At 67.4% G+C, this 20,909-nt stretch carries 22 protein-coding genes; 10 read left to right on the forward strand and 12 right to left on the reverse strand.

What is annotated here, in order from left to right; all coding sequences use genetic code 11:
• The first annotated feature begins 25 nt into the window (after nt 1–25).
• Entirely contained in the window at nt 26–871 is an 846-nt protein-coding gene (locus tag NATPE_RS15135; protein WP_006181397.1) for an SAM hydrolase/SAM-dependent halogenase family protein, read from the forward strand.
• Here NATPE_RS15135 and NATPE_RS15140 read toward each other — a convergent pair whose 3' ends face one another.
• Entirely contained in the window at nt 872–1,243 is a 372-nt protein-coding gene (locus NATPE_RS15140) for a HalOD1 output domain-containing protein (protein WP_006181398.1), read from the reverse strand.
• Between the two features lie 106 nt (nt 1,244–1,349).
• The gene (thsA, locus tag NATPE_RS15145; protein WP_049804899.1) at nt 1,350–2,894 is read right to left on the reverse strand and encodes a thermosome subunit alpha; all 1,545 of its coding nucleotides are present in this window, start codon (nt 2,892–2,894) and stop codon (nt 1,350–1,352) included.
• Nucleotides 2,895–3,081: 187 nt separating this feature from the next.
• Here thsA and NATPE_RS15150 point away from each other — a divergent pair, with 187 nt between their 5' ends.
• Complete coding sequence (locus tag NATPE_RS15150; protein WP_015299184.1) at nt 3,082–3,915, forward strand: amidohydrolase family protein; 834 nt, start codon at nt 3,082–3,084, stop codon at nt 3,913–3,915.
• Between the two features lie 342 nt (nt 3,916–4,257).
• Nucleotides 4,258–5,619 carry a GntP family permease gene (locus NATPE_RS15155; RefSeq protein WP_006181401.1) on the forward strand — a complete coding sequence of 454 codons (1,362 nt, stop codon included), beginning with the start codon at nt 4,258–4,260 and terminating at the stop codon, nt 5,617–5,619.
• Here NATPE_RS15155 and NATPE_RS15160 read toward each other — a convergent pair.
• On the reverse strand, nt 5,616–6,944 hold the full coding sequence (locus tag NATPE_RS15160) for a glycerate kinase type-2 family protein (RefSeq protein ID WP_006181402.1): 1,329 nt from the start codon (nt 6,942–6,944) through the stop codon (nt 5,616–5,618). The genes NATPE_RS15155 and NATPE_RS15160 overlap by 4 nt on opposite strands.
• A gap of 220 nt (nt 6,945–7,164) precedes the next feature.
• On the opposite strand from NATPE_RS15160, the gene NATPE_RS15165 reads away from it, so the two are divergent.
• Nucleotides 7,165–7,602: a DUF5518 domain-containing protein gene (locus NATPE_RS15165; RefSeq protein ID WP_006181403.1), complete on the forward strand. Its 438-nt coding sequence runs from the start codon at nt 7,165–7,167 to the stop codon at nt 7,600–7,602.
• 206 nt (nt 7,603–7,808) lie between these two features.
• On the opposite strand, the gene purH is transcribed toward NATPE_RS15165, so the two are convergent.
• Entirely contained in the window at nt 7,809–9,491 is a 1,683-nt protein-coding gene (gene purH, locus NATPE_RS15170) for a bifunctional phosphoribosylaminoimidazolecarboxamide formyltransferase/IMP cyclohydrolase (protein ID WP_006181404.1), read from the reverse strand.
• A gap of 177 nt (nt 9,492–9,668) precedes the next feature.
• On the opposite strand from purH, the gene purB reads away from it, so the two are divergent.
• From purB to NATPE_RS15190, 4 genes are all read left to right on the forward strand, one after another.
• Entirely contained in the window at nt 9,669–11,054 is a 1,386-nt protein-coding gene (purB, locus tag NATPE_RS15175) for an adenylosuccinate lyase (RefSeq protein ID WP_006181405.1), read from the forward strand.
• A gap of 81 nt (nt 11,055–11,135) precedes the next feature.
• On the forward strand, nt 11,136–11,558 hold the full coding sequence (locus NATPE_RS15180; protein WP_006181406.1) for an EamA family transporter: 423 nt from the start codon (nt 11,136–11,138) through the stop codon (nt 11,556–11,558).
• Nucleotides 11,558–11,974: an EamA family transporter gene (locus NATPE_RS15185; RefSeq protein WP_006181407.1), complete on the forward strand. Its 417-nt coding sequence runs from the start codon at nt 11,558–11,560 to the stop codon at nt 11,972–11,974. The genes NATPE_RS15180 and NATPE_RS15185 overlap by 1 nt, the downstream gene beginning before the upstream one ends.
• An 82-nt stretch (nt 11,975–12,056) precedes the next feature.
• The gene (locus NATPE_RS15190; RefSeq protein WP_006181408.1) at nt 12,057–12,320 is read left to right on the forward strand and encodes a hypothetical protein; all 264 of its coding nucleotides are present in this window, start codon (nt 12,057–12,059) and stop codon (nt 12,318–12,320) included.
• Nucleotides 12,321–12,354: 34 nt separating this feature from the next.
• Here NATPE_RS15190 and NATPE_RS15195 read toward each other — a convergent pair whose 3' ends face one another.
• From NATPE_RS15195 to dapA, 8 genes are all read right to left on the reverse strand, one after another.
• On the reverse strand, nt 12,355–13,524 hold the full coding sequence (locus NATPE_RS15195) for a M20 family metallopeptidase (RefSeq protein ID WP_006181409.1): 1,170 nt from the start codon (nt 13,522–13,524) through the stop codon (nt 12,355–12,357).
• Between the two features lie 13 nt (nt 13,525–13,537).
• A complete protein-coding gene (dapF, locus tag NATPE_RS15200) occupies nt 13,538–14,368 on the reverse strand; it encodes a diaminopimelate epimerase (RefSeq protein ID WP_006181410.1) in 831 nt (276 codons plus the stop codon).
• A gap of 97 nt (nt 14,369–14,465) precedes the next feature.
• Nucleotides 14,466–15,842 (reverse strand): diaminopimelate decarboxylase, encoded by a 1,377-nt coding sequence (lysA, locus tag NATPE_RS15205; protein WP_006181411.1) that lies wholly within the window; start codon nt 15,840–15,842, stop codon nt 14,466–14,468.
• A 46-nt stretch (nt 15,843–15,888) separates the two neighbouring features.
• Nucleotides 15,889–16,269 carry a type II toxin-antitoxin system VapC family toxin gene (locus NATPE_RS15210; protein ID WP_006181412.1) on the reverse strand — a complete coding sequence of 127 codons (381 nt, stop codon included), beginning with the start codon at nt 16,267–16,269 and terminating at the stop codon, nt 15,889–15,891.
• A gap of 6 nt (nt 16,270–16,275) precedes the next feature.
• Entirely contained in the window at nt 16,276–16,527 is a 252-nt protein-coding gene (locus NATPE_RS15215; RefSeq protein WP_006181413.1) for an AbrB/MazE/SpoVT family DNA-binding domain-containing protein, read from the reverse strand.
• Between the two features lie 110 nt (nt 16,528–16,637).
• The gene (locus NATPE_RS15220; RefSeq protein WP_006181414.1) at nt 16,638–17,474 is read right to left on the reverse strand and encodes a 2,3,4,5-tetrahydropyridine-2,6-dicarboxylate N-succinyltransferase; all 837 of its coding nucleotides are present in this window, start codon (nt 17,472–17,474) and stop codon (nt 16,638–16,640) included.
• Nucleotides 17,471–18,238, reverse strand: a complete 768-nt coding sequence (gene dapB / locus NATPE_RS15225) for a 4-hydroxy-tetrahydrodipicolinate reductase (RefSeq protein ID WP_006181415.1) — start codon at nt 18,236–18,238, stop codon at nt 17,471–17,473. The genes NATPE_RS15220 and dapB overlap by 4 nt, the downstream gene beginning before the upstream one ends.
• Nucleotides 18,235–19,158: a 4-hydroxy-tetrahydrodipicolinate synthase gene (dapA, locus tag NATPE_RS15230; RefSeq protein ID WP_006181416.1), complete on the reverse strand. Its 924-nt coding sequence runs from the start codon at nt 19,156–19,158 to the stop codon at nt 18,235–18,237. The genes dapB and dapA overlap by 4 nt, the downstream gene beginning before the upstream one ends.
• Before the next feature lie 350 nt (nt 19,159–19,508).
• Between dapA and NATPE_RS15235 the strand changes: the two genes are divergently transcribed.
• Both NATPE_RS15235 and NATPE_RS15240 read left to right on the forward strand, forming a co-directional pair.
• The gene (locus NATPE_RS15235; RefSeq protein WP_006181417.1) at nt 19,509–20,333 is read left to right on the forward strand and encodes a M48 family metallopeptidase; all 825 of its coding nucleotides are present in this window, start codon (nt 19,509–19,511) and stop codon (nt 20,331–20,333) included.
• A gap of 69 nt (nt 20,334–20,402) precedes the next feature.
• On the forward strand, nt 20,403–20,900 hold the full coding sequence (locus NATPE_RS15240; protein WP_006181418.1) for a LabA-like NYN domain-containing protein: 498 nt from the start codon (nt 20,403–20,405) through the stop codon (nt 20,898–20,900).
• The last annotated feature ends 9 nt before the right edge of the window (nt 20,901–20,909 follow it).

Raw genomic sequence — 20,909 nt, forward strand, 5'->3', positions numbered from 1 at the left:
GGCCTCGAGGGTCGTAACCGAGCCCATGATCACGCTCGCGTCCGACTTCGGCTCGCCCTATCCCGCGGCGATGAAGGGCGTGCTGTTGCAACGCACCGATGCCCGGCTGGTCGACGTCGCACACGATTTCCCCCGACAGGACGTCCGTACGGCCGCCTTCTGGCTCCGAGAAGTACTGCCCTATTTTCCGCCGGCGACCCATCTGGTCGTCGTCGACCCCGGCGTCGGAACCGACCGCGACGCGATCGTTCTCCGTGCGGGCGATCACACGTTCGTCGGCCCCGACAACGGCGTCTTGGTCCCCGCAGCGACCCGACTCGCCGGATCCGAGAACCTCGAGTGCTACACCGTCGACGAGGCGGCGCTCGAGCCGGTCGAACCGACTGCACCCGTCGAGTCGATCGACGGTGAGAGCCCACAGCGACCGCCGGGTGGCCGGAGCAACACGTTCCACGGTCGGGACGTCTTCGCGCCCGCGGCCGCCGCCGTCCACGAGGCCGATCCGGCGGCGCTGGACTCGCTCGAGTGGCTCGAACCGACGGCGATCGATGTCGACCTGACGTTGCCGACGCCGACGCTGGACGGCGAGCGGGCGGTCGGCGAGGTGCTGGTGGTCGACGGCTTCGGGAACGCCATTACGAACGTCCCGGGCTCCTATCTCGAGGGCCGAGCGCGGATCGTCGCGAACGGCGATGCGATCCCGGTCGGCGACACGTTCGCCGCGGTGCCGGCGGGTGAGCGACTCGCGACCGTCGGGAGCCACGGCTACGTCGAACTCGACGTCAACCGCGGCCGCGGTGACGACGCGTTCGGCCTCGCACCCGGCGATCGGGTGGTCCTCGAGCCCGAAGGCGGCGAGAAAGCGGCGTAGTCAGTCATCGGCCGGCCGCGGCCGCTGTCGCGCCGGATCGATTACGACCTCGCCGTCGGCATACACCGTCACGGCACACTGTGAGAACGTAAACGACACCGAGCCGTCGCCGATCCGTGGCTCGTCGCCCCGCCAGTGGACGAACAGGGCGTTGAGTGCGTCCGGATCGATACACTCCGAAAGCGCCTCGAGATCGTCGGGCTCGACGCCGAGGACCGACGAGACGGTCATGAGCAGGGCCGTACTCACCGGTTCATAGGCGCGGTCGTCACACCACGTGTGGTAGGTCCCGCGGTCCTCGTCGTAGTAGACCGTCCGACCGTCAGTGTCACCGATCGGCGTCAGGGTGTCTCGCGGAGCGGTTCCGGACATACTAGATCTAGGTGATGTTTGTTAACACTTAACAGTAATGGCCATAATCGACCGGGATCAGCAGCAAGCGACACGAAAAAAAACGCGAACGCGGGAAACAGCGACGTTACTCGGCGGCGATGACGTCGTCGATACGGGCGATCATCGTCGCGGCCTCGGTCGCGCTCTCGACGGCCTCACGCTTGACGTCGGCGGGGTCGACGACGCCGTACTCGAAGGGATCGTCGATCGTGACCTCGTCACCGTCGGTGATCAGGCCCGCACGGCCCTCGGAGTCGTGGGCGGCACGGAGGTCCACGAGCGCGTCGATGGGATCGCGGCCGGTGTTGGCTGCGAGCGTCCGTGGGACGATGTCGACCGCGTCGGCGAAGGCCGTCACGGCGAGCTGTTTACGGCCCTCGATACCGGCGGCTTCCTCGCGGACCTTGTCCGCGATCGCGATCTCGGTCGCGCCCGCGCCGGGGACGACCTCGCCCGACTCGAGCGCCGTCGCGACGACGTCGAGTGCGTCACCGATAGCGCGCTCGAGTTCGTCGACGACGTGTTCGGTGCCACCGCGAACGAAGACGGTGACCGTCTCGGCGGCCGCGCCGCCCTCGACGAACGCCAGGTCGTCGTCGCCGAAGTTCTCGGTGCGGATCCGGTCGGCGGAGCCGAGATCCTCGTCCTCGAGGTCGTCGAGGTCGCCGACGCGGCGTGCGCCGGTCGCGGAGGCGACCTGTCGTGCGTCGCTGTCGCCCAGCCCTTCGAAGACGAGAACGTCCTCGTTTGCCAGCGCGTTCGCGACGCGGTCGTTGACGTCTTCGGTGGTGAAGACGACGTCGGCCCCGCTGTCGGCGACGGCCTCGGCATAGCCCTCGAGTTCGCCCTCTTCGGCGTCGATGGCGGCGTTGAGCTGGTCGATCGAGTCGATGGCGTACTCGGCGTCGACGTCGCCGGTCCGGACGTCGAGTTCGACGTCCAGGATGGCGATCGACGCGTCTTCGACCGCGCTCGGCATGCCGTCGTGGGCGGGCTCCTCGTCGACGACGATCCCGGGGACGAGTTCGGTCGCGTTCGAGGAGGCACCGATCTGGGTGTGAACGGTGACGTTGTCGCGGGCGACGCCCTCGTCCGTGTCGACGTGGCGGATCGCCTCGACGACGGTCTCGGCCAGGGACTCGGCGGTGAGTCCGCCGGTACCCTTGCCGGTCATGCACGACTCGGCGACCTGTCGGAGGATTTCATCGTCGACGTCGGCCTCGTTGACCTGCTCGTCGATCGCCTCGAGGGCGATTTCGGCGGCCTCGTGGTAGCCCTCGACGATCGTCGTCGCGTGGACGTCCTGTTCGATCAGGTCCTCGGCCTCGCCAAGCAGGTTGCCGGCCAGTACCGCGGCGGTGGTCGTTCCGTCGCCGACTTCCTCCTCCTGGGTGTCGGAGACTTCGACGATCATCTGGGCCGCGGGGTGTTCGATGTCCATCTCGTTGAGAATGGTCGCGCCGTCGTTGGTGATGACGACGTCCCCGCCGGAGTCGACGAGCATCTTGTCCATACCGCGGGGTCCGAGTGTGGTACGTACCGACTCGGCCACGGCCTTGCCGGCCATGATGTTGGACGACTGGGCGTCCCGACCCTGCGTTCGCTGACTATCCTCGCTCATAATGAACATGGGCTGCCCACCCATGCGTCGCTGTTGTGCCATCGTTGATCCTCACTACCTATGTCGTTAGCACTTCTATATAAGCGTTTCCCTCCCACCACCACTCCGTCTTGCGATTGCCCGTGTGAACCGTCGACACGACGGGTCGGCGACGAGCCGGTAGGGAAATATGGGTCCGCTCGGAATGACCGGACGAATGCTGGAGCTGGAACACGGGTTCCGCGTCGTCGACGTCGCGACGCGGCTGCCGCCGGCCGACGGGATGGGGGTGCCCAGCGTACCAACGATCACCGCGGATCGACTCGAGCGGGAGATGCATCAGGCGGGGATCACGGGATCGGTCGTCTTCCCGCCGTCGCTGCCGGAGACAAGCTATCTCGCGCCGAACAACGGCGTCGCCAGGCGGAGCGTCGACCGCCCGTTCGTCGCCTTCGCCCGGATCAACGGGACCGAAACGCCAGGACGGACGACCACCGACCGACTCCGCAATGCCGTCAGCGGCCGCGAGGACCACCACACCTCGCCGAGCGACGTCGAGAAGTTCGCCTACGACGACCGGTTTCACGGGTTCGTCCTCGATCCCGCCGTCGACGACTACCCCGACGAGGACGTGCTGGCGGCCCTCGAGGACGTCGGCCTCCCCGTGATCGTCCGCGGCGGCGTCGACGCGCCTCCCGAGACCCTCGCCGAAACGGTACTCGATCGGTCGTTCCCCGTCGTCGTCGGCCGCTTCGGCGGCCACCCGCTGAACCGCGAGTTGATGGACGAGATGATCGACCTCCTCGACGAGTACGACGACTGCTACCTCGAGACGAGTTTCGTCCGCTACCGCGAGCAACTCGAGCGCGCCGTCCTCGAGCATCCCGACCGCGTCTTCTTCGGCAGCGGTGCCCCGGCCTGTCACCCCAACGTCGCGGTCATGGAGATCCTCACGCTGGACGTCTCCGAGGACATGCTTCGCCGTGCGTTTTCGAAAAACGCCTGTCGCGTGATCGACGCGCTTGCGCCCGAGGCAGACGCCTGGAACTGAAATCGGGCGGCGGCCGCGGTCCTGCCCGTTCGCGCCGGGGGTCGTGCGGTTCTCGTCGACCGCTCGGACTCCGCCCGCCGTCCGCCGACGAACGGATTTCGCCGACCCGCCACTCGACGACCGGACAGCGGCGGGTGAGCCGGCCCGCGAGGGGGCTCGCGCTTCGGGAACGAAACGCATCGGGTTTCGACACGAGTGGCCCCCGATTCGCCTGAATCACTTACCAAATATCTCCATTCCTACGTTTCAGGTGCAAGATATGGGGCAGAATCATATACCAGATATCACGAATCACGTATTGATCGATAAATTCATCATCGTTCATGAGCGGGAACCGACTACATGCTCGAAGGATTTCCACTGGTACTGTTGCTCGCCGCGGCGGTGGCCTTTATTATCGTCGCCACGGCGAAGTTGGATCTGCACGCGTTCCTCGCACTGCTGATCGCCGCCTACCTGACCGGCCTCGCCGCGGGGCTCGATCCCGCGGAGGTCGCCTCACTCGTGACCGACGGCTTCGGCGGCATCCTCGGCTACATCGGGATCGTCATCGTCGCCGGGACGATCATCGGCACCTGCCTCGAGCGGTCGGGTGCCGCCATCGTCATCGCGGAGACGGTTCTTGACTACGTCGGAGAGGAGTACACCACGCAGGTGATGGCGATCACGGGAAGCATCGTCTCGATCCCGGTGTTCTGTGACTCCGGGTTCGTTATTCTCTCGGGCCTGAACCGGTCGCTCGCCGAGCGGTCGGGGCTCTCGCTGTCGACGCTCGGCGTCGCGCTCGCGGGCGGGCTCTACGTCACGCACGTCTTCGTGCCGCCGACGCCGGGCCCGATCGCCGCGGCCGGAATCATCGGCGCGGACATCGGCCTCGTCATGCTCGCGGGACTCATCGTCAGTGCCCCCATCGTCTTCGTCGCCGCGACGTGGGCCGACAGGGTCGCCTCGAACTACCACATCGACCCCAACCCCGAGATGACGATCGAGGAGATCAAGTCCGAGTACGGGTCGATGCCCTCGCGTGCGGCATCGTTCGCCCCGCTGCTCGTGCCGATCGTACTCATCGCGCTCGGCTCGATCGCCGCCTACCCCGAAGCGGAGAACCCGGAACTGATCACTGGAACGCTCCAGCGCTGGCTGCTGTTCCTCGGTGACCCCGCCGTCGCGCTGATCATCGGCGCGTTCATCGCCTTCGCGATCGTGCCCGACTTCACCAGCGACGTGACCGACGAGTGGGTCTCCGATGGGATCAAGAACGCCGCGGTCATCCTCGCGGTGACCGGCGCCGGCGGCGCGTTCGGCGAGGTCCTCTCGGCGCTGCCCCTCGAGAACTTCATCACCGACACGCTGGGCGGGCTCGGCATCGGCCTGCTCGCCGCGTTCGTCGTCGCCGCGGCGATGAAGTCCGCGCTCGGCTCCTCGACGGTCGCGATCCTGACGACGGCGGGGCTCGTCGCGCCGCTGCTTGGCTCGCTGGGCCTGGACACCGAGATCGGGAAGGTGTTCACCGTCCTTGCGATCGGGGCCGGCAGCATGACCGTCAGCCACGCCAACGACTCCTACTTCTGGATCATCACGGAGTTCACCGACATGGAGACGTCGACGGCCTACCAGGCCTGGACGCTCGCGACGCTGGTACTCGGCCTCTCGAGTATCGTCTGGATCGTCGTCCTCCGAAACGTCGCGGGACTGGCCTTCTAGCGGACGACCAGTACCCGCAGATCGTTCAGGTTCGTTCCCGTCGGCCCCGTACAAACGAGGCCGTTTCTGGACTCGAGATACGGATAGACGTCGTTATCGGCGAGGGCTGCCCGCGCCGCGTCGGGGTCCTCGACGGTCGCGCGGTCGACCAGCGCGCCGGCCGCGTCGGTCGCGCCGTCGATGCCGTCGGTGTCGACCGCGGCGACCGCGACGTCCGTTTCCCGCTCCGCGAGCGACAGCGCCGCGCTCGTCGCGAACTCCTGGTTCGGGCCGCCCGACCCGTCGCCCCGGACCGTCACCGTCGTCTCACCGCCGGAGAGGACCACGGCCGGCGGCTCGAGCGGCGTTCCGGTGGCCCGGATCTCCTCCGCGATCGCGACGTGGGTCGTCGCCGCCTCGCGGGCCTCGCCGCGAACGCGCGAGGAGAGGACGAGCGGCTCGTACCCCCGCTCGATCGCCGCGTCCCGTGCGGCCTCGAGGACGGTCATCCCGTCCGCGACAATGTGGTTCGAGACGCGCTCGAACGCCGGGTCGTCCGGCCCGGGCGTCTCGGCGACCTCGCCGGCCGCGCCGCGCTCGAGACGCTCGCGGACGGCGTCGGGCGCGTCGATCCCGTAGCGCTCGAGAACGGCGAGCGCGTCGTCGAACGTCGACGCGTCGGGGGCGACCGGGCCGCTGGCGATCACGCTCAGGTCGTTCCCGACCACGTCGCTGAGGATCACGCCGGCGACCGTCGCGGGGGCGGCCCGGCGGGCCAGCCGGCCGCCTTTCAGCGCCGAGAGGTGCTTGCGGACCGCGTTGATCTCGCCGATGTCGGCCCCGCTCTCGAGTAAGGCGTCGGTGGTCGACTGCAGATCGGACAGCGACACGTCGCCGGCGGGCGCGGCCATGAGCGCGCTCCCGCCGCCGGTGATCGCCGCCAGCACGAGCGTGTCCTCGCTCGCCGCGTTGGCCGCCTCGAGCAGGGCCCGCGTTCCCGCGACCCCGCGCTCGCTCGGTGTCGGATGGTCGCCCTCGCGGACCGTCACCCGGTCCGTCTCGACGGGGTCGTCAGTGACGACCACGCCCCCGTCGAGCCGGTCGCCCAAGACGCCCTCGAGCGCCGCGGCGACGTGGGCCGCGGCGTTACCGCCGCCGAGGACGCGGACCTCGTCGTACGCACTGAGGTCGTAGGTCGCGTCGGCGACGCGGAGGGTTTCGCCCGCGAGCGAGACGGCCTCGCGGACGACGGTGCGTGGACGGCCCGCCTCGATGCCGGCCTCGACGCAGGCGAGCGCGGCCTCGCGGGCCTCGCTCGAGGCGAGTCGGTCGCGGTCCTCGATCACGCCTGCCCACCCCGGGCGGAGTGCGGTCGCGGACCGGCGTCGGCGCTCGAAGCGGTCGCGGTTCGATCGGTGGCTCCCGTCGCTGTCATGTGCGAGCGGTCAGTCGCGACCGGCTAAAGTTCGCGGATTCGGCGCGCTTCGTGTCAGGACATCGCGGAGCCCAGTTCGCCGTACGTGTCTATCAGTTGTCTTTATAGGGGAGACCGCGGACTAGTCGACCATGAGCCCCGCCCTGTCCCTCCGCCCGCTGCTCGAGGACGAGAGCTGGCGAGCCGGACTCGTCGGCGGCGTCGCTGCCGTCCCGTTCACGACCGCCGCCTACCTCCGGACGGGAAGCGAAGTCACGCTCGGTCCGGTGTTCGTCGCCGGCCTCATCGCCGGCTATCTCGTCGCCGACCCGCCGGCGCGCTCTCGAGCCGCGAACAGGGCCGGCGTCATCGGCGCGTTGCCGGGGCTGTGGTTGGTCTCCGACGGCGTGTTCTTCATCGCGACGGGGATGGAGTCGGGGCCAGCGCGCATGGCAGCAGTGGTCGTTCTGACGCTGTTTACCGCGTTGCTGTTCGGACTGGCCGTCGCGGTCGCTGCCGTCGGCGCGCGGGTCGGCGGCTGGCTACGTGCGAAGACCAGTTGGCTGCGCCCGGCCGGCCTCGCTCTGTGAGAAGTGCCGGTCGCGTTCTCAGCCGTTCCGTTCCCCGGGCAAGCTATGAGCGATCGAGATCCCAATCGTGCCGAACACTCCGCTGACCCGTAAACGCCATCGCGGCATCCACCTTTTTCCGCTCGGGTTCGCTCTCGTTGGTCGCTCACCCTCGCGCAAAAATCTGGACCAAAAAACCGCTCGTTCGTTGCACTCACTCGCGGGCGCTAATCGTGCCGAAACGACCGCTGGCCGGTAAACGCCATCGCCATCCCGTGTTCGTCCGCCGCCTCGATCACGTCCTCGTCGTTGACCGAGCCGCCGGGCTGGACCACCGCCTCGATGCCCGCCTCGGCGGCCTCTTCGATGCCGTCCGGGAACGGGAAGAAGGCGTCCGAGGCCATCACCGCGCCCTCGGCGTCTTTCCCCTCCGCGTGTTCGTCGGCCTTCATCGCCGCCAGCCGAACCGCATCGACGCGGGAGACCTGTCCCATGCCGATCCCGACCGTCTCGGTGCCGTCCGCGAAGAGGATGCCGTTGGACTTGACGTGTTTCAGGGTCTGCCACGCGAAGACCATCGTCTCGAGTTCGTCGTCCGTGGGCTCGCGCTCGGTGACGACCTCGAGGTCGTCGACCGAGATCGACTGCAGATCGCGTTCCTGCACGAGGCGACCACCGACCAGCGGCTTCTCGGTGAACCGTTCGGTGCGCTCGCCCAGCGCTCGCGGCTGCTCGCCGCTCGCATCCGAGGCGCTACGCGCCTCGCGACCCACGTCCAGTACGCGCAGGTTGTCCTTCTCGAAGAGGACCTCGAGGGCGTCGTCGGTGTAGCCCGGCGCGACGACGACCTCCTTGAAGGAGTCGATGATCTGCTCGGCCGTTTCTGCGTCGCACTCCCGGTTGAGCGCGACGATGCCGCCGAAGGCGCTCATCGGGTCCGTCGAGAGGGCCTTCTCGTATGCGTCCGAAAGCGAGTCGGCGGTCGCACAGCCCGCCGGGTTGGTGTGTTTGATGACCGCTGCCGCGGGCTCGTCGAACTCCTTGATCAGATTCAGCGCGCCGTCGGCGTCGTTGTAGTTGTTGTACGAGAGCCCCTTCGCGCCCTCGTTCAACTGGTCGGCGTGGACGACGCTGGCCTCGTCGGTGGTGTAGTCGGTGTAGACTGCCGCATCCTGATGGGGGTTTTCCCCGTAGCGGAGCGTGTCCGCGCGGTCGTCCGAGACGAGACGCCGACTCGGCAAGCCATCGTGATCGGCGTCGTCGACGCTGGCCACGTCAGCATCGACGGTGACCTCGCCCGCCTCCAAGTCCACGTCGACCGCTCCCTCGGCGAACCACTTGACTGCCCGCGGGTAGGCACGGAACTCGCCCTCGTAGAGAACTCGCTCTTTGAGGTCGGCCTCGTCGTCGCCCTCGTAGACCGGGATCGGCTCCTGCGTGACGATCGGGCCGGCGTCGACGTCGTCCTCGACGACGTTCCCGTCCTCGTCGGTCGCGTCCGTGACGACGTGGACCGTACAGCCCGTGACCGAGACGCCCGCCTCGAGCGCGTCGCCCCAGGCGTCCATCCCGGGGAACGACGGCAATAGGGCGGGGTGGACGTTCAGCGTGGTGGGTGCTTCCTCGAGGAACGTCTCCGAGAGGATCCGCATGTAGCCGTCCAGACAGACGAGGTCGAACTCGTAGTCCGAGAGAGCCTCGAGGACCGCCTCCTCGTGTTCGCTGCGACTCATGTCGTCCTCGAGCGGGACGACTTCGGTCGGAATCTCCCGCTCGGCCGCGCCCTCCAGCACCGGCGCGTCCGGATCGGTCGCGAGGATCACGGCGAACGCGGCCCCGCCCGGCGCTCGGTCGGCGATGTTCAACAGGTTGCGCCCTCGGTTGCCGGCCATCCCGGCGATTCGCGTCATGATCGGATGCCCGCCCGCGAGGGGCAAAGCCGTTGCGGTCTCGATCCCCGATGTATGCACAGGAGTGTATACTTCGGGTTGTATTTCCGAATCGGGCGCTCTATATATGCACGCTCGTGGCCCTGAGTGGGTCGCGGTTTCGATACGCTTTTGCACCGCGCTGGATAGACTCGCACCATGACCGATACCGACGCCCTGTACGCCGTCTCGCCGCTGGACGGCCGGTACGACGGACGGACCGCACCACTGTCGCCGTACGCGAGCGAGGCCGCGCTCATGCGGGCCCGCGTTCGCGTCGAGGTCGAGTACCTGATCGCGCTCGCCGACCTCGAGGCGACGCCGCTGGAACTCGGCCTCGAGGAACGCGAGGAGCTACGAAGTCTCTACAAGCACTTCGCCGAGGAGGACGCCGAACTGATCAAGAAACTCGAGACGGAGGGCCACGCCGGCTTCGAGGCGACCAACCACGACGTCAAGGCCGTCGAGTACTTCGTGCGCCACCGACTGCCCGAGGGCAGCGACGCTTCGGCGTGGATCCACTTCGGGCTGACCAGCGAGGACGTGAACAACCTCGCCCATCGGCTGCTGGTCCGCGACGCCGTCGACGAGGTGTTGCTGCCCGAACTGTACGGCGTCCGCGACACGCTCGCCGAGATGGCGCGGGAATATCGGGACCTCCCGATGCTGGCCCGGACCCACGGCCAGCCCGCGACGCCGACGACCTTCGGCAAGGAGATGGCCGTCTACGCGTCGCGGCTGGGCCGTGCGACCGGCCGGATCCAGCACGCGGCCGACGACCTGCGCGGCAAACTCGGCGGCGCGTCGGGTACCTACGCGGCCCACGTCGCCGCCTATCCCGACGTCGACTGGCAGGACTTCGCAGAAGAGTTCGTGACGGAACTGGGCCTCGAGTTCGAACCGCTCACGACGCAGGTCAACCCCTGTGACGACCTCGCGGCGCTGTTCGACGCGTTCCGCGGAGCCAACGACGTCCTGCTCGATCTCGATCTGGACATGTGGCTCTACGTCTCCGATCGCTACCTCGGACAGGAGGCCGTCGAGGGCGAGACCGGCTCCTCGACGATGCCCCACAAGGTCAACCCGATCGACTTCGAGAACAGCGAGGGGAACCTCTCGAAGGCGAACTCGGATCTCACCTTCCTCGCCGACTACGTCACTACCTCCCGGCTCCAGCGGGATCTCTCGGACTCGACGGTCAAGCGCAACATCGGCGGGGCCTTCGCCCACTGCCTGATCGCCTACGGCAAGACCGCCGCCGGCCTCTCGAAAGTGGTGCCGAACGAGCAGGTCATGCGCGACGACCTCGAGGCCACCCCGGAGATCATCGGCGAGGCCGTCCAGACCATCCTCCGACGCGAGGGCCAGGAAGACGCCTACGAGCGCGTCAAAGCCGTCACCCGGGGCAAGGACGTCACCCTCGAGGACTTCCGCGAGATGTTCGACGACCTCGAGGTCGACGAGGACGTCCTCGAGGAACTACACGCGCTGACGCCGGCCGGGTACACGGGCGTGGCCAGCGAGTTGGTCGACGGGCTCGAGTGAGACGCGGCCCCGGCCGAGGACGGCACCGGCACGCCGTTCCGGGATCGTGACTGTATAGGTCGCCCTCGAGGGACCGTCGGTATGGAGTATCTCCTCTGGGTGATCGTCGCCCTCGTGGCGTACGGGCTGATGGCACCGCTGACGAGTTTCGTAACGAAGGAGGTTCCGCCCGCGGTCGCGCTCTTTCTCTCGACGACGATCTTCCTCTGTCTGACAGCGGTCGTCCTCCTGGTGTCCGGGACGGGCCAGCCGACCGACGTAACGACGCCCTCGGCGGGGATCGTCTACGTCGCCGGCCTCTTCCTCTCGACGGGGATCCTCGCGTACTATCAGGCCTTAGAGCAGGGGCCGGTCAGCGTCGTCGTCCCGATCTACGGCCTCTTTATCGTCGGCAGTTCGATCGTCGGCATCGCCGCGCTGGGCGAGGAGCTGACCGCGACGCGGGCGGCCGGGATCGCCGTCGCGACGGCGGCGATCTACCTCGCCGCGGGGGGTGAGGAATAATGCGCCGATACCTCGAGCTATCGGTCCTCGCCTGTCTGGCCTACAGCCTGGTCGCGCCGCTGCTCTCGATCGCGATGACCGATCTGCCGAGTTCCCTCGCCGTGTTCCTCTCGAACTCGGTGATGTTCGTCACCGTCGGTCTCGTCGTCCGCTATCGTGGCCACCCCGTGCGGCCGTATCTGCACCACCCCCGCACCCCGTACATCCTCGCGATGGGCGTGTTGCTGACGATCGGATTGCTGACCTACTACCGGGCGCTCGCGCTCGGCCCGGTGAGCATCGTCGTCCCGATTTACGGCCTGTTCATCGTGGTCAGTTCCCTGATCGGGATCGTCGCCTTCGACGAGACCGTCACACCGCGTAAACTCGCCGCCATCGCACTGAGCGTGGTCGCGATCGCGCTGATGTCGGTCTGACGACGGGGCCGAGACATCGTCCCGATGGACGAACAGTTCACCGAGAAAACAGTTATTGTGCGTGCCGGGCCAATTGACACACATGCGAACCGCACTCCGCTATCACGCGTCCATGGCCATTATCGGCGGCACGCTCGGTGTCATGGGATTGTCGACGCTCGCGTCGGGGATCACCTCCATTCCGGCCGTTTTGCTCTCGATCGGCGGCGTCGGGATGGTACTGGCGACGGCCTACCAGGTCACGATCGCCGACGATCCCTCGATCCCCGACGACCGGGTGGTAACCGTCGTGACAGTCGGCGCGATCCTCACCGTTCTCGGGGGACTTCTCACGTTGCTGTCCTGACGCCACGCAGCGCAGAGAATCGAATCGTACCGCCCTATTCGACCAGTTCCGATAGCGTCGCCTCGAGCGCTCGGGCAGCCTTCCGAACGGCCTCGAGCCGCACGTACTCCCGTGGCGCGTGTGCGACGGCCCCCTCATCGTCGGCGAGGACGCCGGGACCGAAGACGACCGTCGGGGCGTCGGCGGCGAAGTAGGAGGCTTCCGTCGCCGCGGTGAACGGTCGGATGTCGCCGCCGGCGGCGTCCGCAAGCGTTCGCGCAACCGGCGCGTCGGGATCGGTGTCCCAGGCCTCGAGGAACGGCGTCGGTCGGCCGGTAAAGCGAAAGTCGAGGCCGACATCGTCGGGGACGGTGGCCCGCAGGTGCGCGGTCAGTGCTTCGTGGAACTCGTCGGCCGTCTCCGGGGGGACGCTCCGGCGGTCGACGGTCAATGCGGCGTCGGCCGGCACCTGATTCGTCGCGTCGCCGCCCTCGACGACTGTCGGGGTCAGCGTCGCCGCACCGAGTTGCGGGTGGGTCGGCGGCGCGTCGGCGCGCTCGCCGAACGTCCGGATCGCCTCGAGGACGCCCTCAAGGGCAGCGACGGCATTGGTTCCGGTCTCGGGTTCGGCGGCGTGGGCGTTGGCACCCGAAAGGTGGATCGTTCCCTGGAACCGGCCCTTGGCGGCCGTACAGACGTCGAGATCGGTCGGTTCGCCGACGATCACGGCGTCGGCGTCCGCGGTCAGCGACTCGTCGCCGGAGACGAGCGCGTACGCGCCCGTCGAGAGGACTTCCTCGTCCGGCGTAATCGCGAGCGTGACGCGGTCATCGGTCGGCTCGATCGCGAAAAAGGCCGACAACAGCGCCGCGAGCGGTCCCTTCGCGTCACAGGAGCCCCGTCCGCGGATCACCTCACCGCCGTCGGCCTCGGGTGCATCCGGGTCGCGCTCGTAAGGGACGTGGGGCGAGACCGTGTCGATGTGGGTGTTCAACACGACGTGGCTGTCGGCGTCGGCCGCCGGCGGTCCGCGACTCGCCAGCACGTTTCCGGCGTCGTCGACGCGGGGGTCGACCCCGTGGGTCTCGAGCGTCTCGCAGAGATACGTCCGCATCGGGTCGACGTCCTCGTGGGAGGCGTGTTGGACCGCCGTCTCGAGGAACGCGATGGGGTCGAACTCGTCGTCGCCGTCGGGGCCGCTCGCGGTCGGCTCGTTCCCGCTCATCGCTGGATCCCGTTCACAGTTCGGTCGGCGATCGGACGGCTACCTCGCCGTCGAACTCGTGTTCGACGGGGCCGGCAAGCGTCGCGTTCCCCCGGTCGTTGAAGCTCACCTGCAGGTCCCCGCCCGGCGGTCGGACCTCGACCGGATCGGCGTCGGTCAGTCCGAGCCGTCGCGCGACGACCGCGATGGCGACCGCACCGGTGCCACAGGAGTCGGTCTCGTCCTCGACGCCGCGTTCGTAGGTCCGCTGGTCGAAGCCGCCCTCGCCGTCGGGGCTGGCGATCGTGACGTTCGTCCCGACGGGGAACGCGTCGGCATAGCGGACCCGCGGCGCGACGGTCTGGAGGTCGACGTCGTCGACGTCGTCGACGAAGCTCACGGCGTGGGGAACGCCGGTGTTGACCATCGTCACCTCGAGGCCTTCGATCTCCTCCTCGAAGACCGGTTCGTCGGCCCTGACGGGGACCTCCTCGGGGTCAAACGTCGGGGTCCCCATCTCGATGATGATCCCGCCGTCGGTCCGGTCCGCGCGCAGGGTGCCGGCCTGCGTGTCGATCATGACGCTGTCGGCTCCGGTCCGATCCATGGCCCAGTCGGCCGCACAGCGCGCGCCGTTGCCACACATCGGCGCGGTCGCGCCGTCGGGCTGGACCAGCGTCATCACGACGCGGGGCGGGTTGAACCGCTCCTCGAGGGCGAGATAGAGGATCCCGTCGGCACCGACGCCGTCGTCGCGGTCGCACTCGCGTTCGGCGAGCGCACCCCGATTGGGGACGTACTCGTCAGCCTGGATGATTAGAAAGTCGTTGCCGGTGCCGTGGTATTTCTGGAATGGGACGCTCATCGTACTTGGTCGTTGTCGGTGTCGGTCGCTCGGTCGTGGTCGTTCTTTCGGTCCGCCGATGCAGTATCGCTCGCCTCGCGCTCTCGCGGTGACTCGCTCACGGGTCGTTCCGCCCCGCTCCTTCATCGAGGCGCTCACTTCGGTCGCGCCTCGCACCGCTCGAGGTATCCGAGACGCCCCGCGCCTCGCGTTCGGGGCGGGTCACGTCGGTGACCGTCTCGCGACGGCGGGCGAGTCGCGCCTGGCCGTCCGCGAGGACGATCGACGCGGGTCGAGGTCTGGTGTTGTACTGGTTCGCCATTTCGTAGCCGTAGGCCCCCGCATTGCCGATCGCGAGGATGTCCGCACGTTCGCTTGCCGGTAGTTCACGCTCAGCACAGAAAACGTCGCCGCTCTCGCAGATGGGGCCGGCGACGGTCTGCGGAACGATCTCGCGCCCGGCGGCGTCGGTCGCGTCGCGATCGCTCGAGCCGTCGCCCGCCGTCTCGGCGGTCAGGTTTCGGATCGGGTGGTAGGCGTCGTACATCGCCGGCCGGAGCAGGGTCGTCATCCCGGCGTCGACGCCGGTAACGGTCGTCTCGCGGGCTTCCTTGACCGTGTTTACTTCGGTCAGCAACACGCCCGCGTCCGCGACGAAGTAGCGGCCGGGCTCGATCGTCAGGTCGGCGTCGACGTCACCCAGCGCATCGCGGGTCGTCTCGGCGACCGACTCGAGGTCCAGCGGAGTCTCGTCCTCGCGGTAGGGCACCCCGAAGCCGCCGCCGACGTCGACGAACTCGAGGCCACCGACGGCGTCGGCAACGGAACGAGCCAGTCCGCCCATCCGCGCGACGAACTCCCGGTGAGCATCGAGCTGGTCGCTCGAGACGCCGGAGCCGACGTGAGCGTGGATCCCGACGACGTCGAAGCCCCGATCGGCGGCGTCGGCCAGCACGTCGACGGCTCGCTCGGCGGGGACGCCGAACTTCGCGGCCGCGCCGGTTTTGACCTTCTCGTGGTGGCCGGCACCGATCCCCGGGTTCACCCGCAGACAGAGCCGGCCGTCGTAGCCGCGCTCCTCGAGACGATCGATCGTGTCCGCGGAGCCGGCGGTGACGGTCAGCTCCGGTTCGTCGGCCCAGGCGTCGACGATCCAGTCGAGATCCCGCGCCGGCGGGTTGACCGCTGTGTAGTGGATCTCCGACCCGGACGCGCCGGCCTCGAGCGCGCGCTGGACCTCGCCGGCCGAGGCACACTCGAGGCCCGCACCGGCCTCGTGGAGCGTCGAGAGAACGTCTCCCAGCGCGTTCGCCTTCACCGCATACAGGATCTCAGCGTCGGGAAAGGCCGTCTCGAGGCGGCGGTAGTTCTCCCGTACGCGCTCGAGATCGAGGACGTACAGCGGCGAGCCGTAGTCCTCGACGAGCGTGTGTAGTTCGGCCGCGTCCCAGTCGGAGAGGCGGCGGACGGGCACCGAAGCCGCGTCGTCAGTCATTGGTACCTCAAAGTGAGCGAGAGGATTCAAGCGTTTGGGTTCTTCGTTACTCCGATTCCCGTTCTTCTATCGCGATCCGATCGTCCGTCACGTCGTCGATCGATTTGTCCGATGAAACGATCGGATCTGCCGCCGCGTAGGCGACGTGGTACGCATCGAACGCAGTGAGACCGTCTTCTTCCATATAGTCCGCCGCCTGAAACAGGACATCTTCGTCTTCGGGGATAGTCGCGATTTCGAGCGCGGACGTGAGCGCTTCCATCCGATCGAACTCGAACCGGTCCGAGATCACGAGCAGTTCGAGCAGCGTCGCTCGCGAGGTGTAGATTTCGCCGTCGTTCTCGAGTGCGATCTCGGCTGCCCGATCCTGCAGCCAGTCGTCGTCTTTCACCAACGCGATGAAGAAGTCGGTATCGGCGTATATCATCTGACCCTATTCACTCGCGTCGTCTATCGCATCCGTTCGAGCGGTCTCGCGTGCCTCGCGTTTGATCTCGTCGATCGATCTGCCGTCGAAGGCGTCACCGACGGCATCGCGGAGGCCCTCGATCGGGTCGTCGTTCAACGGGATCAGTTCGATCCGATCCTCGAGTTCGACGACGCGGTATCGGTCGCCGTGTCTCTCACGGATCTCGTGGGGGATGACGATGCGACCCCGATCGTCGGCTTCGGCCCGTTTGCTCATTACGATCCACTACTGGGGGAACGACCAAAAGTCCTCCCACGATCTCCTGTGGTTTCCCCGGACCGAGTGCGATCACAGCGATTCGCACGGAGCCGATGGGTACGGCTCGTCTATTCCCGCAGCGCGTCCTCGCGCTCGGTCGCCTCGAGCGTCTCCGTTTCCAGGTCTGTCGCCACGACGGCGGGCTTGTAGGCCCCGCCCTCGAAGAGGTCGTGGTCGCTGATCGAGGACTCGACGAACCGGGTAAAGGCGCGCCGATCCGCGGGCAGTTCGCCGTAGAGAACCTCCTCCTCGACGAGGTCGTAGACGGGGATACGCGGCGTGAGGAGGGTGTTCTCGCCGACGACGCTGTTCTCGCCGACGACGAACCCACTGGTGACGCGACAGCCCGCACCCAGCGAGACGTTGTCCTCGACGATGACCGGCGCGTTCTCGACCGGCTCGAGGACGCCGCCGATGAGCGTGTTCGCGCCGAGCTTGACGTTATCGCCGATCTGGGCGCAGGAACCGACCGTGTCACAGGAGTCGACGAGCGTGCCGTCGCCGACGTACGCGCCGATGTTGACGAACGACGGGCTCATCATGATACAGTCGGAGCCAACGTGTGCGCCCCGTCGGACGACGGTGCCGTCGGGCGTGTTGCGGCTCCCACGGTCGCCGTACGCGCTCGAGTCCGCAAGCGGCAACACGTCGTTGTACGTCGTGTCGCCGTGGTCGTACTGCTGGATCTCCCGAAGGCCGAAGTTCAGCAGGATCCCTTGCTTGACCCACTCGTTTGCCTCCCACTCGTCGCCCGACTTCTCGGCGGCCCGGACCTCGCCGGACTCGAGGGCGTCGAGAAAGGCCTCGAGGGTAGCGTATTCGTCTTCGCCGGCGGTATCGGCGCTGACGTCGCCGTCCTGTTTGCGGTCCCACAGCTCGCCGATTTCACGTTCGAGTGCGCTCATTCTCCGATCACGTCTGCGAAGTCGTACCACCCTGCCTTCTGTCCAGCGATCCAGACCGCCGCGTCGACCGCGCCCGCGGCGAAGACCCCGCGGTCCTCGGCGCGGTGGGTGAGCCGGACCTCCTCGTGGTTGTCCGCGAGGACGATCTCGTGTTCGCCCGTAACGTTGCCCGCACGAAGCGCGTGGACGCCGATCTCGGCCTCCGTCCGCGGGGCCTCGCCCTCGCGGCCGTGAACGCGTTCGCCGAAGTCGCCGTTGGCTTCGATCTCCTCGAGCAGCCGGTTGGCAGTGCCGCTCGGGGCGTCGCGCTTGGCGTTGTGATGGGTCTCGACGAGTTCCACGTCGTATCCCGGCAGGTTCCGGACTGCCTCGCCGACGACGTTGAGCAGGGCCTGCACGCCGCGGGCGAAGTTCGGCGCATGGAGGACGGGGATCTCCTCGCTTGCGTCCTCGAGGACCCCGTACCCATCGTCGTCGAAGCCGGTCGTCCCAGTGACGAACGCAACGCCGGCGTCGGCGCAGGCACGGGCGTAGTCGACGGCCGACTCCGGGCCGGTGAAGTCGATCACGGCGGCCGGCTCGCGGTCGGTGACCAGCGAGTGGAACTCGGCCGCGGGCTCGATGTCGATGCCCTCGATGGCCTCGCCGTCAGGATCGCGATTGATCGCGAAGGCGACCTCGCAGTCCTCGCGTCCCGCTGCCGCGGCGATGACTTCCCGGCCCATTCGCCCGGTCGCGCCGGTGACGCCCAGCCGGACCGTCATCGATCACCCTCCGCCGGATCGGCGACGTCCGTTTCGTCGCGCTCGAGGTCGGCCAGCACTGCCTCGAGGTCGTCGCGATACTCGTCGGCCAGTCGGGACAGCGGCGAGCGCAGGCGGGCCGGGCCGTAGCCACGGATCTCCATGGCCTCCTTGACCGGGATGGGGTTGGTCTCGACGAACAGTTCGCGAAACAGCGGGCCGAGTTCGTGGTGCAGTTCTCTAGCGCGTTCGTAATCGCCCTCCAGTGCCGCACCGACCATGGCACACGTGCGCTCGGGTTCGATGTTCGCGGCGACGCTGATCGTTCCGGTGCCGCCGACCGAGAGGGTCGGCAGGGTCATGCCGTCGTCGCCCGACAGCACCGCAAAGTCCTCGTCGCGCGTGCGTTCGACGACCTCACTGATCTGGCCCAGATCGCCGCTGGCGGCCTTGTAGCCCACGATGTTCTCGTGGCTCGCCAGCTCGACGGCGGTGTCGGGCTCGATGTTCCGGCCCGTCCGCGAGGGGACGTTGTAGACGATCTGGGGCAGGTCGACGGCGTCCGCGATCGTCCGGTAATGCTCGATCAGTCCGCGCTGTTCGGGCTTGTTGTAGTACGGCGAGATGAGCAAGAGCCCGTCTGCACCCGCGTCGGCGGCCCGCTCTGACAGTTCCAGCGCCTCGCGCGTGTTGTTCGAACCGGTGCCCGCGATGACGGGCACGTCGTCGACGGCCTCGATGACGGCCTCGACGACCTGGACGTGTTCGTCGTGGGTCAGCGTCGCCGATTCACCGGTCGAGCCGACCGGGACGAGCCCGTCGACGCCCGCGGCCTCGAGGCGCTGGGCGTCGGTCTGCAGCGTTTCGAAGTCGATCCGTTCGTCGCTGTCGAAGGGCGTACACATCGCCGGAAAGACGCCCGAAAGGTCGATAGCAGTCATGTGATGGTGGTGGTGTCGTTGAGTCGTGTGTCGAACTCCGATCGAGAGGTCCTATCGGTTCCGATCGGTCGTTGGGGTCGTTGGAATCGATCACGCGCGGTCGAAACGTGCCCGGGACGGGGGCGCTACGCCCGCCGCGAGCACTCGCAGGCGCGTTTACGTTTCGAAAAACGGGGGGCGACGCCGCTCACGGTGGGCTCGAGCCTCGAGCGAGCGACGTGACGCATACCCGGGAGACTGAGCCGAACCGACTTAGCCGTTGTGTCTTCGACCGACCCGATCGCTGTGGGTGAGTCGGTCTGACACAGGAATCCGCGTAACTTATCCCGAGTCGTTGTCTAGAGTCAGCCATGACGAATTTCGGATTGAAAGTGCGAATGGCGATCGTCGGCTCGATCCTGTTCGCGTTCTACATGCTCGTCGGCGCCTTCGGCCTGGCGATGTTCGGGGTCGGCGCGTGGCCGTTCGTCGGCCTCGGCCTGCTGGTCCTCCCGTTCATCCAGTACAAGATCGGGACCTGGAGGGCTACGAGACGAGCCGAAGAGATGCCGGAAGACGGCCAGTATCGCGAGGTTCACCAGATGACGGAGTCGCTCTGTCGTGACATGGGCATCGAGAAGCCCAAACTGATGGTCATGGATATGGGCGTCCCCAACGCCTTCGCGACCGGCCGGAAAGGGAACGGCTACGTCGTCGTCTCGACGGAACTGATCCGCCTGCTCCAGCGGGACGAACTCGAGGGCGTCATCGCCCACGAACTCGCCCACATCAAGAACCGCGACGTCCTCGCGATGGTCTTCGGGAGTTCCATCGCGATGATGGTCGGCTGGGTCGCCTACATGGTCTACATGTTCGGCGGGGAACGCAACATCGGCAGCATCATCGTCGGCATGATCATCTCGAACATCGCCCAGATGCTCGTGATGGTGTTCGTCCTCGCGATTTCGCGGTACCGCGAGTACGTCGCCGACGACGACGCCCGCCAGTACATCGGCAGCGGCGACCCGCTCGCCCGCGCCCTCGAGAAGATCTCGAACGGTGCGCAGGGTCGCGAATCCCAACTCGACGACAGCATGAGCGCGCTGTGTATCTTCAACTCGGAGAAGGGCCTGCTGCAGACGCTGTTTGCCACCCACCCGCCGACGGAAAAGCGCATTCGGAAGCTTCGGAGTTAACCACGACAGGCCCACCGGGGCCGTCTCGAACGCCGCGATTTTTTATAGCCGCCCGCGACATGCTAGTATATGACGGAAATTCACCCCGGGCAGCGCGTCGCCGTCCTCGTCGACGCCCAGAACCTCTATCACACTGCCCAGAGCATGCACAGCCGCAATATCGACTACTCCGCCCTGCTCGAGAAGGCGGTCCAAGACCGCCAGCTCACGCGTGCGATCGCGTACGTCATCCGCGCGGACTCGCCGGAGGAGGAGAGTTTCTTCGAGGCGCTGATCGATATCGGCTTCGAGCCGAAGATCAAGGACATCAAGACCTTCGCCGACGGCTCGAAGAAGGCCGACTGGGACGTCGGGATGAGTCTGGACGCGGTGACGCTGGCCAACCACGTCGACACGATCGTCCTCTGTACGGGCGACGGCGACTTCTCGCGGCTGTGTTCGCACCTGCGCCACGAAGGGGTCCGCGTCGAGGTGATGGCGTTCCAGTCCTCGACGGCCGAAGAACTCATCGACGCCGCCGACTCCTTCCTCGATCTCGGCGAACGCCACGAGACGTTCCTGCTGTAGGCGCGCCGA

The sequence above is a fragment of the Natrinema pellirubrum DSM 15624 genome (genome assembly GCF_000230735.2).
Classification (GTDB): domain Archaea; phylum Halobacteriota; class Halobacteria; order Halobacteriales; family Natrialbaceae; genus Natrinema; species Natrinema pellirubrum.